General features: G+C 67.3%; 12 protein-coding genes and 1 pseudogene. 8 read left to right on the forward strand and 5 right to left on the reverse strand.

Going from position 1 to position 14,383, the window contains the following annotated elements:
* Positions 1 to 35 precede the first annotated feature (35 nt).
* On the forward strand, positions 36 to 2,603 hold the full coding sequence (gene lon / locus ACFXKN_RS18460) for an endopeptidase La (RefSeq protein ID WP_378947431.1): 2,568 nt from the start codon (positions 36 to 38) through the stop codon (positions 2,601 to 2,603).
* Between the two features lie 228 nt (positions 2,604 to 2,831).
* On the opposite strand, the pseudogene ACFXKN_RS18465 reads toward lon, so the two are convergent.
* A pseudogene (locus ACFXKN_RS18465) lies at positions 2,832 to 3,239 on the reverse strand (PaaI family thioesterase); the annotation flags it as partial.
* Positions 3,240 to 3,343: 104 nt separating this feature from the next.
* On the opposite strand from ACFXKN_RS18465, the gene ACFXKN_RS18470 reads away from it, so the two are divergent.
* Complete coding sequence (locus tag ACFXKN_RS18470; protein ID WP_378947434.1) at positions 3,344 to 4,411, forward strand: DNA polymerase IV; 1,068 nt, start codon at positions 3,344 to 3,346, stop codon at positions 4,409 to 4,411.
* A gap of 107 nt (positions 4,412 to 4,518) precedes the next feature.
* Positions 4,519 to 5,514 carry an acryloyl-CoA reductase gene (locus tag ACFXKN_RS18475; protein ID WP_378947437.1) on the forward strand — a complete coding sequence of 332 codons (996 nt, stop codon included), beginning with the start codon at positions 4,519 to 4,521 and terminating at the stop codon, positions 5,512 to 5,514.
* Between the two features lie 170 nt (positions 5,515 to 5,684).
* Here the strand turns inward: ACFXKN_RS18475 and ACFXKN_RS18480 are convergent, their stop codons facing one another.
* The 3 genes from ACFXKN_RS18480 to ACFXKN_RS18490 all read right to left on the reverse strand — a co-directional run bounded on the left by ACFXKN_RS18480 (position 5,685) and on the right by ACFXKN_RS18490 (position 8,329).
* Positions 5,685 to 6,107, reverse strand: coding sequence for a type II toxin-antitoxin system VapC family toxin (locus ACFXKN_RS18480; RefSeq protein ID WP_378947440.1), 423 nt, complete (start codon positions 6,105 to 6,107; stop codon positions 5,685 to 5,687).
* Positions 6,104 to 6,346, reverse strand: a complete 243-nt coding sequence (locus ACFXKN_RS18485; protein WP_378947444.1) for an Arc family DNA-binding protein — start codon at positions 6,344 to 6,346, stop codon at positions 6,104 to 6,106. The genes ACFXKN_RS18480 and ACFXKN_RS18485 overlap by 4 nt, the downstream gene beginning before the upstream one ends.
* 99 nt (positions 6,347 to 6,445) lie before the next feature.
* Positions 6,446 to 8,329 carry an ABC transporter ATP-binding protein gene (locus ACFXKN_RS18490; protein ID WP_378947448.1) on the reverse strand — a complete coding sequence of 628 codons (1,884 nt, stop codon included), beginning with the start codon at positions 8,327 to 8,329 and terminating at the stop codon, positions 6,446 to 6,448.
* A gap of 195 nt (positions 8,330 to 8,524) precedes the next feature.
* On the opposite strand from ACFXKN_RS18490, the gene ACFXKN_RS18495 reads away from it, so the two are divergent.
* Positions 8,525 to 11,422: an FAD-binding and (Fe-S)-binding domain-containing protein gene (locus ACFXKN_RS18495; RefSeq protein WP_379433450.1), complete on the forward strand. Its 2,898-nt coding sequence runs from the start codon at positions 8,525 to 8,527 to the stop codon at positions 11,420 to 11,422.
* Between the two features lie 27 nt (positions 11,423 to 11,449).
* On the forward strand, positions 11,450 to 12,397 hold the full coding sequence (locus ACFXKN_RS18500) for a DNA-3-methyladenine glycosylase family protein (protein WP_379433451.1): 948 nt from the start codon (positions 11,450 to 11,452) through the stop codon (positions 12,395 to 12,397).
* 12 nt (positions 12,398 to 12,409) lie between these two features.
* Here ACFXKN_RS18500 and ACFXKN_RS18505 read toward each other — a convergent pair whose 3' ends face one another.
* Positions 12,410 to 12,616, reverse strand: coding sequence for a hypothetical protein (locus tag ACFXKN_RS18505; RefSeq protein ID WP_056824023.1), 207 nt, complete (start codon positions 12,614 to 12,616; stop codon positions 12,410 to 12,412).
* A 182-nt stretch (positions 12,617 to 12,798) separates the two neighbouring features.
* On the opposite strand from ACFXKN_RS18505, the gene ACFXKN_RS18510 reads away from it, so the two are divergent.
* The 3 genes from ACFXKN_RS18510 to ACFXKN_RS18520 are packed head-to-tail and all read left to right on the forward strand — an operon-like array spanning position 12,799 to position 14,107.
* On the forward strand, positions 12,799 to 13,704 hold the full coding sequence (locus ACFXKN_RS18510; RefSeq protein WP_378947457.1) for a helix-turn-helix domain-containing protein: 906 nt from the start codon (positions 12,799 to 12,801) through the stop codon (positions 13,702 to 13,704).
* On the forward strand, positions 13,701 to 13,901 hold the full coding sequence (locus ACFXKN_RS18515) for a DUF397 domain-containing protein (protein WP_378947460.1): 201 nt from the start codon (positions 13,701 to 13,703) through the stop codon (positions 13,899 to 13,901). The genes ACFXKN_RS18510 and ACFXKN_RS18515 overlap by 4 nt, the downstream gene beginning before the upstream one ends.
* Entirely contained in the window at positions 13,898 to 14,107 is a 210-nt protein-coding gene (locus ACFXKN_RS18520) for a DUF397 domain-containing protein (RefSeq protein WP_378947463.1), read from the forward strand. Before ACFXKN_RS18515 ends, ACFXKN_RS18520 begins: the two co-directional genes overlap by 4 nt.
* The last annotated feature ends 276 nt before the right edge of the window (positions 14,108 to 14,383 follow it).

The raw sequence follows: 14,383 nt of genomic DNA on the forward strand, positions 1-14,383 counted from the left end.
TTGAGTCAACAAAGCTCAACTTTGGAAGGGTCGACATGACTTCAGCTCAGAACCTGCCGGTGCTGTTCCTGACCGATCCGATCGTGCTGCCGGGCATGGTCGTGCCCATCGAACTGGACGAATCCGCGCAGGCCGCCATCGACGCCGCGCAGGCCGCCAAAACCGGCTCGGTGCTGGTCGCGCCGCGCCTCGACGAGGGGTACGCGTCCTACGGCGTCGTCGCCACCATCGAACAGGTCGGCCGGATGCGCGGTGGCGCGCCGGCGGCCGTGTTGAAGGCCGAGCGCAGGGCGCGGATCGGGCACGGGGTCACCGGGCCCGGCGCCGCGCTGTGGGTGGAGGCCGAACTCGTCGAGTCGGTCGAACCCGACCAGCACACCACCGAACTCGCCGCCGAGTACAAGAAGCTGGTCGTCGCCGTCCTGCAGCGGCGCGAGGCCTGGCAGATCATCGACATCGTCAACCAGCTCGACGACGTGGAGGCCATCGCCGACACCGCGGGCTACGCGCCGTACCTGTCCGATGAGCAGAAGCGCGAGCTGCTCGAGACCCCCGACGTCGTCGTGCGGCTGACCCGTCAGCTCGAGTGGATCAAAGACCACATCGCCGAGGTCGAGGTCACCGACAAGATCTCCGAAGACGTCCGCGACGGCATGGAGAAGAGCCAGCGCGAGTTCCTGCTGCGCCAGCAGCTCAACGCCATTCGCAAGGAACTCGGCGAGGACGAACCCGACGGTGCCGACGATTACCGCACCCGCGTGGAGAACGCTGACCTGCCAGAGAACGTCCGCGCCGAGGCGCTGCGCGAGGTCGGCCGGTTGGAGCGCGCCAGCGATCAGAGCCCGGAATCGGGCTGGATCCGCACCTGGCTCGACACCGTGCTCGATCTGCCGTGGTCGGTGAAAACCGAAGACAGCACCGATGTTTCGGCCGCTCGCGCGGTGCTCGACGCCGATCATCACGGTCTCGACGAGGTGAAGGACCGCATGGTCGAGTACCTGGCCGTGCGTTCGCGTCGGGCCGCGCGTGGTCTCGAGGTCGTCGGTGGACGCGGTTCCGGTGCGGTGCTCGTACTAGTCGGTCCGCCTGGTGTCGGTAAAACCTCGCTGGGTGAGTCGGTCGCAAAGGCTTTGGGCCGCAAGTTCGTTCGCGTCGCCCTCGGCGGCGTGCGCGACGAGGCCGAGATCCGTGGCCACCGCCGCACCTACGTCGGCGCGTTGCCGGGCCGGATCGTGCGCGCGGTGAAGGAGGCGGGTTCGATGAATCCCGTTGTCCTGCTGGACGAGATCGATAAGGTCGGTTCCGACTTCCGTGGTGATCCGGCGGCGGCATTGCTCGAGGTCCTCGACCCCGCGCAGAACCACACCTTCCGCGACCACTACCTCGACCTGGACCTCGATCTGTCGAATGTGCTGTTCATCGCGACCGCCAATGTCATGGACACCATCCCCGGTCCCCTGCTCGACCGCATGGAGCTCATCACCGTCGACGGTTACACCGAGGCCGACAAGGTGGCCATCGCCCGCGACTTCCTGGTCCCCCGCCAGCTGGAACGCAATGCGCTGACCGCGGAAGAGGTTTCGATCACCGACGCGGCACTGCGCGAGATCGCCGCCAACTACACCCGCGAGGCCGGGGTTCGTCAGATGGAGCGCCTGGTGGCAAAAGCCTTGCGTAAGGCGGCAACTCGCCTGGTGGCGGGCGACTCCGCCCGTGTCGACAAGGATGCTGCGCCCGGCAACGGCGCCGGGCTGGGCAGCGCTGCTGGGCTCGGCAACGGCGCTGAGCTCGGCAACGCTGCGGCGCTCGACAAGGACACGGCGCTGGTCGACAACGGCTCGCTCGGCGAGGGTGCGGTGCTCGGCTACGACCCGGAACTCGGGTACGACAACGTCATCGACATCGAGTCCGGCCCACAACCGGCCGGTCAGGTGACGAACTTGACCGTCGACATCGACAACCTCGCCGACTACCTCGGCCGCCCCCGCTTCACCCCGGACTCGATGGAACGCACCTCCGTCCCCGGTGTGGCTACGGGCCTCGCGGTAACCGGAGCAGGCGGCGATGTCCTCTACATCGAGGCCAACGGCGCCGAGGGTGAGCGCTCCCTCACGCTCACCGGCCAACTCGGCGACGTCATGAAGGAGTCCGCCCAGATCGCCCTCACCTACGTGCGCTCGCACCTGGAGGAAATCGGCATCGAACCCAAGGTCCTTGACCGCAATATCCACATCCACTTCCCCGCGGGCGCAGTCCCCAAGGACGGCCCCTCGGCAGGCGTCACCATGGTCACCGCCCTGGTCTCGCTGGCGCTCGGCCGCCCGGTCCGCGGCGATGTCGGCATGACCGGCGAGGTCACCCTCAACGGCAGCGTCCTGCCGATCGGCGGCGTGAAACAGAAGCTCCTCGCCGCCCAGCGAGCCGGCCTGAAGACCGTCTTCATCCCGGCCCGCAACGAACCAGATCTGGACGAGGTCCCGGCCGAGGTCCTGGCTGCCCTGGAAGTCCGCCCCGTCGGTGACGTGGCAGACATCCTGGCTTACGCCATCGAACCCATCGCCGAACCCGCCGCCGACAGCAAGACCTTCGCCGTCAGCGCCTGACAGGTACCGGGAACGGGCCGCGCACCGAGCGCGGCCCGTTCGTCGTAGCGCGGGATCGCCGGTCTAGCGGCTGACGGTCGGCGGTAGTACCGGCCCGTCGACGGTGATGACGGCCAGTTGGTCGGTGTCGTAGTTGTCCTGGTCGTCGTCGAATTCGGCATCGTCGTCGAATTCGACGTCCGCGTCTTCCTCGTTGGAGGGGGCGAGGTCCTTTTCGACGCGGCGGGTGGTGCCCTGGGCGACCGCGCAGAGGATGGGTTCCTCGCCCTCGGTTTCGGCGTAGACGTCGCAGTGGGTGACGGCCTGGCGGCGGGTGGCGCCGAGGACGGTGGCGTGCACGCGCAGGCGCTCGCCCTGGGCGGGGCGCAGGTAGGTGATGGTGAAGCCGCCGGTGAGGACGTTGGGGCCGAGGACTGTGCCCGCGGCGAAGGTGAGGGCGTTGTCGGCGGCGTAGGCCAGCACCCCGCCGTGCACGAAGCCGAACTGCTGGCCGTGTTCCGGCTGGATATCGATGACGAGAGTGGCTGCGCCATCACCGAATTCGGTGAGCTCGGTGCCGACCAGACGGGCGAAAGGCTGCGCGGCGAGCACCTGGCGCGCCAGGTCGAGGTCGAGGGTGGTGGCTTCGGTCGGCATCGGGTGTTCCGTTCTTCGAGCTCAGTCGTGATCGGTTGGCGCGCTACGGATATTGCCACGCCCGGTTACGCCGGATTGTCGGTGCCATGCGGTATGACGGAACAGTGCCTCGGTGGCTCCTGCATGTCGATCTCGACCAATTCCAGGCGGCGGTGGAATTCCGGCGTCGCCCTGAGCTGCGCGGTCAGCCGGTTATCGTCGGCGGAGAAGGCGATCCCGAACAGCCTCGCAAGGTCGTGACCTGTGCTTCTTATCCCGCGAGGGCCTTCGGTGTGCATGCGGGGATGGCGTTGAAGATGGCGCAGCGCAAGTGTCCGGAGGGCGTTTTCCTGCCGGTCGACATGGCCGCCTACGAGGTGGCCTCCGAGGAGATCATGGCGACACTGGGCCGGGTGGCGGGTGCGGTCGAGGTCTGGGGGATGGACGAGGCCTTCGTCGCCACCGATGCCGATCCGTGGCCACTCGCCGCCGAAATCCGTACCGCCATCAGCGAACTCGGGCTCACCTGTGCGGTCGGCATCGGCGACAACAAGCTCACCGCGAAACTCGCCACCGGTTTCGCCAAGTCCACCGGCAAGACCTCCGCCGAACCCGAACACGACGAGGGCGCGGCCGCTGGGATTTTCGAACTGACCGCCGCCAACTGGACCGAACTCATGGGCCACCGCCCCACCGACGCGCTCTGGGGCGTCGGAGCCCGCATCGCCAAACGCCTGGCCGACCTCGACATCACCACGATCGCCGACCTCATGTCCGCCGATCGCCAGCGCCTGGCCGCCGAATTCGGCCCGAACACCGGCCCCTACCTGTGGGTTCTCGGCCACGGCAAAGGCGACACCGAACTCTCGACCACCCCACGAATCCCGGTGGGCCGCAGCAAATCCGAAACCTTCCCCCACGACCTCACCGACCCCGAAGAAATCCACCGCGAGGTCGCCCGCATCGCCACCGAGGTCGCCGAGGAAATGCGCGACCACCACCGCATCAGCACCCGAGTCTCGGTCACCGTCCGCACCAAAACCTTCTACACCCGCAGCAAACAGCAAAAACTCCCCACCCCCACCGACGACATCACCACCATCGTCGACACCGCCCTCGCGATCATCGCCCGCTTCGAGCTCGACCGCCCGGTCCGCCTCCTCGGCGTCCGCCTGGAGCTACTGGACACTTGATCACCCGGTTTCGGGTTGCGGCAGCTTCTGGTGCGATGACCTGCGGGCACGTGGACGGCTGTCTGTGTCTGGGTTGTCGTGGCCGGGGTGGCTCGTATGCTCAGGGCATGGAGTTCTCAGCGATGGTGGCCCGGGAAGCTGACGGCGGGATCGTTCTCGCCCGCGAAACGGTGGGGGATGATTTCCTCGGTACCGGCGACGTGACGATCAAGGTCCACTATTCGAGCGCGAATTACAAAGACCTGCTGGCGATTACGCCGCGCGGTGGGGTGGTGCGCAACTATCCCATCGTGCCCGGTATCGACCTCACCGGCGAGGTGGTCTTCTCGGATTCCGATGACTTCGCCCCCGGCGATCAGGTCATTGCGCACGGTTACGACCTGGGTGTTTCCCGCAACGGTGGCTTCGCCGAATACACCAGGGTGCCCGCTGAATGGGTGGTGAAGCTCGATGGCCTCGACACCCGTGACGCCGCCACCATCGGCACCGCGGGCTTCACTGCCGCGATGAGCGTGCGGGCCCTGCTCGATCACGGCCTGACCCCCGACGACGGCGCCGTTCTGGTCACCGGCGCGACCGGTGGTGTCGGTACCGTCGCCATCGACATCCTCTCCGGCCTCGGCTTCGAGGTCATCGCCTCCACCGGCAAAACCGACGCGAGCGACCTGCTCGCCGAACTCGGCGCCAACGAGGTCATCGGCCGGCTCCCCCTCGACCCCGACGCCAAGCCCCGCCCGCTCAACAAGGCGAACTGGGCGTCCGCGGTCGACAGCGTCGGCGGCGCCTCGCTGGCCCACGTCCTCAGCGCCATCGGCTACGGCGGCGCGGTAGCGGCGAGCGGCCTCACCGGCGGCGCCGAACTCCCCACCACCGTGCTCCCGTTCATCCTGCGCGGCGTCAGCCTGCTCGGCATCGACTCGGTCCAGCTCCCGATCGAGAAGCGCCGCTCCCTGTGGACCTCCCTGGGCAAAGAGCTTCGCCCACAACACCTCTCGACCATCGAGTCCTTCACCCCGATCACCGAGGTCGGCACCGTCCTACAGTCCATCAAGGCCGGCACCCACTCCGGCCGCACCGTGATCGGCATAGCCAACGAGTTCTGAGTTTTTTGCGGCTGGCGCCGCGGTTCTCGGCGCTTAACTCCGCCTCTTCCCTCCCTACGGGCACTCCTTCGTCGCACCCTTCGGTCAGTCCATCGGCGGAGGCGCGCCGAGAACGACCTACTTCGACAGGAAGGGCCCCGAACAGGAAAAGTAGTCCGCGGATGCAGCGGCTAGCTCTGTTCCCACGGATCGATGAGGTCGACCCCGGTATCGAGGAAATCCTTGGTATTGCGGGTGGCCAGGGTAGCGCCGCGGGCTAAGCAGATCGCGGCGATCTGACCGTCGGCCAAGCCGATGGGGCGGCCGGCTCGGTGGCAGGTCGACGCGATGTGGGCGTAGCGAGCTGCTGCGGGTAGGTCGAAGGGGTGGACCCGCGCTCGCAGGTCCTGGTTGAGGATTTCGTCGACCAGGACGGCCAGCTCGGTTTTGCGGCGTCCGTCGGGCAGCAGGCTGACGCCTACCCACATTTCCGCGGCGGTGACAGCAGTGGTTGCGATCTCGCTCGCTCGGAGCCGATCAAGCCAGGCGAGAACCCTGGGTTCTGGTTTCGGACGTGCCAGTTCCGACAGGACGTTGGTGTCGAGGACGATCATTCGCCGAACTCGACCGCTCGCGGATGGTCGGTACGTGGCGGAATATCGAGTTCCGCGCCGCCGATGTCGGCGAATCGTGCGTGGATCCGACTCCCCCACCCGTATTCGTCCGGTTCGGCGAGTTGCTCCTGCAGAATCGCCCGCACCTCGGCCTCCATCGAGCGGCCGTTGTGGGCCGCACGCAAGCGAAGTCTGGCGTGTAGTTCGTCGTCCAATCCCCGCACGGTCACTGTTGCCACGGTCGAAACCTCCATAACGCACCCCCCGAATCAGTTCCCCAACTGCTAGCAATGACAGCAATGCTAGCAGTTGGGAAGCGGCTTGACCAGGTTCTTTGTTCATACGACCGCCGGGACCACCGGGTCGTCGGCGAACTGGGTTCGGTAGAGCTCGGCGTAGCGGCCGTCGGCGTTGAGGAGGGTGGCGTGGGTGCCGCGCTCGATGATGCGGCCGTCTTCGAGGACCAGGATTTGGTCGGCGGCGCGAATCGTGGAGAGACGGTGTGCGATGACCAGGGCGGTGCGGCCGGTCAGGGCTTCGGTGAGGGCCTCCTGGACGGCGGCTTCGGAGGTGGAGTCGAGCGAGGCGGTCGCCTCGTCGAGGATGACCACCCGTGGTTGCTTGAGGAGCAGGCGGGCGATGGTGAGGCGTTGGCGTTCGCCGCCGGAGAGGCGGTAGCCGCGTTCGCCGACGACGGTGTCCAGACCGTCGGAGAGCGAGTCGACCAGGTCGCCGAGGCGGGCACGGCCGAGGGCGTCCCACAGTTGTTCCTCGGTGGCCTCCGGCCGGGCCAGCAGGAGGTTCGCGCGGATGGTGTCGTGGAACAGGTGGCCGTCCTGGGTGACCAGGCCGACGGTGCGCTGGATGGATTCGGTGGTCAGGTCGCGCACGTCGGAGCCGTTGAGACGGACCGCGCCGGAGTCGACATCGTAGAGACGTGAAACCAGCTGGGCGATAGTGGATTTGCCCGCACCTGAGGAGCCGACCAAGGCGATGAGCTGGCCGGGTTCGGCGCGTAGCGATACCTCGTGCAGCACCTCGACGCCGCCACGGCGGTCCAAGGTCGCGACGTCTTCCAGCGAGGCGAGCGAGACCTTGTCGGCCGACGGGTAACCGAAGTTCACCGCGTCCAGTTCCACCGCGACCGGGCCGTCGGGCACCGGGGTGGCGTGCGGCGCGTCCTCGATCAGCGGCTTCAGGTCGAGCACCTCGAAGACGCGCTCGAAACTCACCAGCGCCGACATGATCTCCAGGCGGGCGCTGGCCAGCGCGGTGAGCGGGGTGTACAGGCGGGTGAGCAGCAGCGAGAGCGCGACCACCGAGCCCGCGTCGAGACTGCCCCGCAGCGCGTACCAGCCGCCGAGGCCGTAGACCAAGGCGAGCGCGAGCGCGGAGACCAAGGTGAGCGAGGTGACGAAGGTGGTCTGCAGCATGGCGGTACGCACGCCGATGTCACGCACGCGGGTGGCGCGCACCGCGAACTCCGACGACTCCTGCTTCGGCCTGCCGAACAGCTTCACCAGGGTGGCGCCCGGCGCGGAGAAGCGCTCGGTCATCTGGGTGCTCATGGCGGCATTGAGCTGGGCGGCTTCGCGCTGCATGGCGGCGAGCTTGTTGCCTGCTCGCTGGGCCGGGATGACGAACACCGGCAGCAGTACGAGGGCGAGCAGGGTGATCTGCCAGGAGATGCTGAGCATCACGGCGAGCGTGAGCAGCAGGGTGACGAGGTTGGTGATCACGCCGGAGAGGGTGTCGCTGAACGCGCGCTGCGCGCCGATCACATCGCTGTTGAGCCGACTCACCAGTGCACCTGTCCTGGTGCGGGTGAAGAACGCGACCGGCATCTTCTGGACGTGATCGAACACGGCGGTGCGCAGATCCAGGATCAGACCCTCACCGATCCGCGCCGACAGCCAGCGAATGGCGATGCCGAGGGCGGCATCGAGCACCGCGAGACCGGCGATGGCGAGCGCGAGCAGCACCACGGTCCGCGCCGCCGAACCTTCGACGATCCCGTTGACAACGCGCCCCGCCAGCACCGGGGTAGCCACCCCGAGCACCGCGGCCACCACGCTGAGCATCAGGAACCCGCCGATCCGGCGCCGATGATGCTGCGCGAACCGCAGGATCCGCCGCGCTGTCACCGTGCTGAACGGGCGCTGCTCTTCCGGCGCGTTCGCACGCCGGTACATCTGGCTGTAGGCCACGGATTCGATACTCACTGCACTCTCCTCAAGGCTTCGGAGCCCATTGAACTCCTGCCCACCGACACTAAAACCTCAACAAAGGTTGATCGCAAATGCTTTCCGCTGACCCCGCTTTACGCGCACAGCGAAACCAGCCGCCGAATCACACCCAACGGCAGTCGCGCGGACGGCTGAGGCGATCTGCTCGGTGACGCGAATAGGCTGGTTTCCGTGGACGACGACCGGAGCGCGGAACTGCTGGCGGACGCACTGCGCAGGCAGGTCGGCTGCACGGTCGACGCGTCGGTGCGCAGGCGCGTCGAGTACTCCGCCGACGCGTCCAACTACCGCGTCCGGCCCGCCATGGTGGTGTTCGCGCGCGCCGATGACGACGTCGCCGCCGCGGTGACCTTCGCGCGCGAGAACGGGCTGTCGATCACCGCTCGCGGCGCTGGCACCTCGGTCGCGGGCAATGCCATCGGACCCGGCATCGTGCTGGATTTCAGCAGGCACATGAACGCGGTGCGCGCGGTGGACGTCGAGGCGCGAACGGCGATTGTGCAGCCGGGGGTGGTGCTGTCGGATCTGCAACGGCGGCTACGGCCGCATGGGTTGCGGTTCGGGCCGGATCCGTCGACGCAGGACCGCTGCACGCTGGGCGGGATGATCGGCAACAATGCGTGCGGACCGCACGCGCTGGCCTGGGGGCGCACCGCCGATACCGTGCGTGAGCTGCGCATTCTCGACGGCACGGGGGCGCGGCGAACGCTGGGTGCCGACCTGACGGCGGTGCCCGGCCTGGCGAAGTTCACCACCGCGAACCTGGCTGTGCTGCGCACCGAACTGGGGCGGTTCGATCGTCAGGCATCCGGCTACGGCCTGGAACACTTGCTGCCGGAACGTGGTTCGTCGGCCGCGAAGGCATTCGTTGGCTCCGAAGGTACCTGTGGACTACTCCTGGAAGCGGAGGTCGCGCTCACGCCGGTGCCCGCCGCGACCGTGCTCACGGTGCTCGGCTACCCCGATATCGCCTCGGCCGCAGACGATATCGCGGCGGTGGCCGGGTGCGCGCCGATCGCGGTGGAGGGTATCGATGCCGGCCTCGTCGACGTGGTCCGCGCACACCGAGGGACAGTGCCAGAGTTGCCGCGGGGTCGCGGATGGCTGTTCGTCGAAACCGCGGGAGCGACCCCGGCCGAGGCGCTGGCCGTGGCCCGGCGACTGTGCACGGTGAGCAACGCCGATGACCACCGGATTGTCACCGATCCCGTTGTCACAGCAGCACTCTGGCGCATCCGTGCCGACGGCGCCGGTCTGGCCGGGAGAACCCCCGACGGGAAACCGGCGTGGCCCGGTTGGGAGGATGCCGCAGTTCCACCGGCGAATCTCGGGGCATATCTCCGCGAATTCGCCACGCTCACCAGCGAATACGATGTGAGTGGGCTGCTGTATGGGCACATCGGCGACGGCTGTATCCACGTCCGCCTCGACTTCCCGATCGCCGACGCACCCCAGCGATTCCGCACCTTCCTCTTCGACGCCGCCGAACTCGTTGTGCGGCATGGTGGATCGTTGTCGGGCGAACACGGTGACGGCCGCGCCAGATCCGAACTGCTCGAAGTCATGTACTCACCGGCCGCGCGTGCGGCCTTCGCGGGCTTCAAGTCCCTGTTCGATCCCGGCGACATCCTCAACCCCGGCGTCCTCGTCGCCCCGAACCCCGTCGACGCCGACCTGCGAGTAGCCGCACTGGCGCCGGTCCCGTCGCGGGGTTTCGCCCTGTCCACAGACTCCGGCGATTTATCCACAGCTGTGCACAGATGTGTAGGAATCGGCAAGTGCCGTGCGGATACTCGTGGTTCCGGCGGCTTCATGTGCCCCTCGTATCTGGCCACCGCCGACGAGAAGGACACCACGCGGGCCCGTGCCAGAGTGCTCCAGGAGGTCGTCCGCGGCGAACTCGACTGGCGCGCACCAGCAGTCGAAGAATCGCTCGACCTCTGCCTGTCCTGCAAGGCCTGCGCCTCCGACTGCCCAGCTGGCGTCGACATGGCCACCTACAAATCCGAGGCGCTGTACCGCCGCTACGAAGGCCGCCTACGCCCCCTGGATCACTATGTCCTCGGCCGACTCCCACGCTGGCTCGCCATCGCCCAACACTTCCCCCGCCTTGCCAACGCGTTGGCCACCCGTCCCCGCCTCCGTCGAACAGGCATGCGACTAGCCGGAATCGACCCGAGGCGCGCGGCACCGCGGCTCGCCCCGAAGCCGCTGCGCCGGATCTGGGCCGAGCTCGGCGGTGCTGAACGTGCCGAGGAGCTATCGAAAGTCCTGGGCCGCAACGGAGCCGACGCGCCTGTCGAGACGGGGTCGGCCCGCACACCGGCGACAGCCGACGATCTGCGCGCAGGTGAAGTGATGCTCTGGATCGACACCTTCACCGACACGTTCGACCCCGAAAATGCCATAGCCGCGACCCAACTGATCGAACAGCTCGGCTACCGGGTCAGCATCCCGAAAGATCGCGTCTGCTGCGGCCTCACCTGGATCAGCACCGGCCAACTCGACGGCGCCCGCACCCGCCTGCGCGCCACCCTCGACGCACTGTCCGAGCACGTAGCAGCATGCGGGTTGATCATCGGCCTCGAACCCTCCTGCACCGCCACCCTCCGCGCGGACCTCCCCGAACTACTCCCCGACGACCCGCGGGCACACCAGGTCGCCGCCTCGATTCGTACCCTCGCCGAGTTCCTGCTGGAGCACCCCGCGTGGCAACCACCCCGGCGCCCGCAGGACACCGTCGTCGTCCAACCGCACTGCCACCAGCACGCCGTAGGCGGCTTCGACGCCGAACGCCGAATCCTGGCCGCGATGGGCGTCACCGTCGGGGAACTGGCAGGGTGCTGCGGCCTGGCAGGCAACTTCGGCATGCAGCGCGGCCACTACGACATCTCGGTCGCGGTAGCCGAAAACGCCCTACTCCCCGCGCTGAGAAATGCCCCACCGAACGCTGTCTTCCTTGCCGACGGCTTCTCCTGCCGAACCCAAGCCGACCAACTCGCCGGCACACCCGGTCTGCATCTGGCCAGGTACCTGCTCGATTGCCAGACCGGACCGGCTATCGGTTGACGCCGATCACAGGCGCACAATGGTCGGGTGCGTGATCAGACCCTGGACCCGGACCTGGCCTCGGCCGGGCTGTCCAGAACCGTCCGGTCGAGCAGGCCCTTCGACGTCGGCATCACCGTGTCACCACTGCGCCGCGGCGGCGGCGACCCCTGCCACCACGTCGGCCCCGACGGCGCCCACTGGCACGCCTCGCGCATGCCGACCGGCGTGGTCACCTACCGCCTCTCCCAGGACGGCCGCGACGGCGCCACCGCCCGCGCCTGGGGCCCGGGAGCCGAGGAGTTCCTGGCCGGTCTCGACCGCATGCTCTGCCTCGAGGAAAACCTCGACGACTTCGCCCCCGAACACCCCAAGCTGGTCGAAGCCCATCGCACGGTCCCCGGCCTGCGCATGCTGAAGACCGGCCTGGTGATCGAGTCGCTGATCCCGGCCATCCTCGAACAGAAGGTGCACACGAAGTCCTCGTTCGCGGCGTGGCGCACCCTGGTCCGCGAATTCGGGACGAAGGCCCCTGGCCCGGCACCGACCGGCCTGATGGTGGCACCGGACGCCGACACCTGGCGACTGATCCCGTCGTGGAAATACCACCGTGCCAATGTCGGCCCGCAGCGCGCGCAGACCATCGTGCGCGCCGCCAGAGTCGCCGACTCGATCGAACGCACCGCCACCCTCGACCCGATCGAGGCGGCGCGACGTTTGCGCAGCCTGCCCGGCATCGGGGTGTGGACGGTGGCCGAGACCGCGCAACGCGCCTTCGGCGACGCCGATGCCCTCTCGGTCGGCGACTACCACCTCGCCGCCGTCGTCGGCTGGAGCCTGCTCGGCCACCCGATCGACGACGACGCGATGATCGAATACCTGCGACCGCTACAACCCCACCGCTACCGCGCGGTGCGCCTGCTCGGACTCAGCGGGCAGGCGCGCAAACCGAAGTTCGGCCCGCGCGACCCGATCACCGATCATCGCCACCACTGAGGCGCGCCTGCCCTACCGCGTGGCGCGCGCGTCCAGTACGCAGCGGCCCGCTTCGACGAGGGTGTTGCGCGCCCGTCGGCGTACCCGGCACTCTTCGACCGTGCAGTCGAGGTGCAATTGCATTGCGGCATGGGCTTGTTCGGGCTCCATCGGGCCCGGGTCGGTGGAGCAACTCAGCAGTGCTGTGGCGACGCGCATGTTCACTTCGCTCAATTGCATGAACCAAGCAGAGCACGCTAACACCCGGCTAACGGTGAGTACACGCGCGATCGGATAGATTTACCTCGAATTCCCAGCACGACATCCAAGGGGGAGTGCAGGATTCCCCACAGTGGACGAATTCTACCGCCGCTGCGGGGCTTGGAGCGGGTGGCGGTGTGCGACACAGAAGGAGCGGGGCTGTGGCATCGAACGGAACGTACGGGCACGCGGGTGCCTCCTCGACCCTGCCGCGCCGCCAGCTCGGCCGCTACCTGCGTGACTGGCGCACCCAGGCCGGGCTCACCATCGCCGAGGCGGCCCGGCTGATGGAGTGGGGCGCCAGCACCCTCCAGCGACTGGAGAAGGGCCAAGCCGACCGCATCCGGACCATCGACATCCACGAACTGTGCCGGATCTACGGCATTCCCGACGATCTCGCCGACGGTCTCGCCGGTCTCGCGCAGCAGGCCGCTGTCAAGAGCTGGTGGCACGCCTACGGGGATCTGATTCCCGAAAACTTCGATATCTATGTGGGTTTGGAGGCATCGGCGCATCGGTTGCGTGCCTATCAGTCCGCGCTGGTTCCCGGTCTGCTGCAGACCGCGGAATACGCACGGGCACTGAATCATTTGGGCTTTCCCAAGGATTCGGTCGACGAGCTCGATCGCCGCGTCGCGCTGCGGCTGCAACGCCAGGCCTTGATCACCCGCAAGCATTCGCCCGCCGAGATCGATGTGGTTCTGCACGAATCGGTATTGCGTACCGTCGTCGGTGATGCAAAGGTGATGGCTGCGCAGCTGCGACACCTTGCCGACGCGAGTACTCGAAGTAACGTGTCACTGCGCATCCTGCCGTTTGCCGCCGGTGTTCCGCTCGGGGTCTGTACCGGACCTTTCACGGTTCTCGAGTTCGGCACCGACAGCAAGGGGAAACCGATCGAACCACCGGTGGTGTACGCCGAAGGCTTTACCGGCGACCTCTACCTGGAACGACACGCAGATGTTCGAAGGTACGACCAGGCTCACGAATGCCTCCAGCGTCATGCGCTGGATATCCCACCGAGTAGAGACCTGTTGCGGCAGGTCGCGAAGGAGTATGTGGCATGAGTTTCGATCTCGTCGACGCACACTGGTTCAAGAGCACACGCAGTGGTGCGGGCAAGGATTGCGTCGAAGTTGCTTTCCTGTTCGGCGGGCACGTAGGGGTGCGCGACAGCAAGAATCCCGCCGGTCCCGCCCTGGTCTTCGACGGCGCGAGCTGGGACGACTTCACCCGCGGCATCGACAACGGCGCGTTCGCGTGAACACCAAGCGCGACATCGACACCACCGATGCCACCTGGCTGCGGGCGGGCACCACCGACGGCAGCGTGGAGGTCGCCATGCTGCCCGAGGGGTACGTTGCCCTGCGCGACAGCAGGAATCCCGAGGGTCCGGTGCTGATCTTCACCCCGAGTGAATGGACGGCCTTCACCGCGGGCGTGCACGACGGCGAGTTCGACCGTCCTTGATCACGCTAGATCACAGAACGATAGATATTCGGCATAGACCGAGGTTTGATGCGGAGCCGGGTCGGGTAGCCCAGGTATATGGACCGAGGGTTGAAGAAAATGCCACCCCGGTACCGGAGGCTAGCGCCTGAGGACGGGGTGGAACGCCTGATCGTGATACTGCTGTTCGCGGTATCGGCGATCGGAATCTACGTACTCACCAGCTCTTTGCTGTCGGCGCTGTTCATCGGATTACTGGTCGGATTAGTCGCTGTGGGGACTGTAGCTGTCTTGTAG

Origin of the sequence: Nocardia sp. NPDC059195 (assembly GCF_042754695.1) — a bacterium.
Classification (GTDB): Bacteria; Actinomycetota; Actinomycetes; order Mycobacteriales; family Mycobacteriaceae; genus Nocardia.